Genomic DNA, 604 nt, shown 5'->3' with positions numbered 1-604 from the left:
CTTGAGCAGGTTGCGCAAGACCGCGAAATGGTGCGCAACGCCGAAAGCATCGCTGCGAAGGAAGCCCGCGAGGCACAAGCCGCAAGCGAAGCCGCGCGTGCATTGGCGCAGAATCCTAACGAGCGGCTTGATCCCGAGATCGTCAAAGGCGAACGGCTAGAAGAACTGCAGCGCCTGCAGTCGAGGAGCATCAACACCGCTCCGGTCGAAGGCGAAGAGCCGGATTCACAAAAGCCGCAAAAGCAGTAATTGTCTCGTCATGCAGCACTGCGGGGTCTCGTTGCGGAGGCGGCGATGTTGACGAGCGCGTCAAGCGAGAATTTGGCGAGCTTACCGCGCAGCAGATCCGTGGTGCGAGGGCGCGTCAGGCCGAGCCGCTTGGCGGCTTCCTCCTGAGGAATGCCCCAGCGCTGGACTGCTCTGCGGATTTCGTAGAGCAGCGCCGAGCGCGCTTTGAGGTTTGCTGCCTCCTTTTCAGTGTCCGCCAGGGCGTCCCATACGTTTTCATAGATTTCCGCGTTCATCGTTCTGCCTTCCATCGTTTTTTACCGTTGAGCCGCCAGATCGAGGTCTTTAACAAATACGAGCGTTTATGTGGCGACAC

The 604-nt window shown here is 59.3% G+C and carries 1 protein-coding gene and 1 pseudogene; one reads left to right on the top strand and one right to left on the bottom strand.

Annotated features, from left to right (window positions below; genetic code table 11):
• Positions 1-249: pseudogene (locus tag EOA38_RS38370) on the top strand (hypothetical protein); the annotation flags it as partial.
• 8 nt (positions 250-257) lie between these two features.
• On the opposite strand, the gene EOA38_RS38365 reads toward EOA38_RS38370, so the two are convergent.
• A complete protein-coding gene (locus EOA38_RS38365) occupies positions 258-524 on the bottom strand; it encodes an XRE family transcriptional regulator (protein WP_127301670.1) in 267 nt (88 codons plus the stop codon).
• Positions 525-604 lie beyond the last annotated feature (80 nt).

Source organism: Mesorhizobium sp. M1E.F.Ca.ET.041.01.1.1, from assembly GCF_003997355.1.
In the GTDB taxonomy this organism is placed as follows: domain Bacteria; phylum Pseudomonadota; class Alphaproteobacteria; order Rhizobiales; family Rhizobiaceae; genus Mesorhizobium.
The sequence above is the reverse complement of the archived record's forward strand: the minus strand, read 5'-3'. Positions and strand labels throughout refer to the sequence as shown.

Coding starts and splice junctions, on each gene's coding strand:
- EOA38_RS38365 (WP_127301670.1), bottom strand. CDS start 524: ATGAACGCGGAAATCTATGAAAACGTATGGGACGCCCTGGCGGACACT.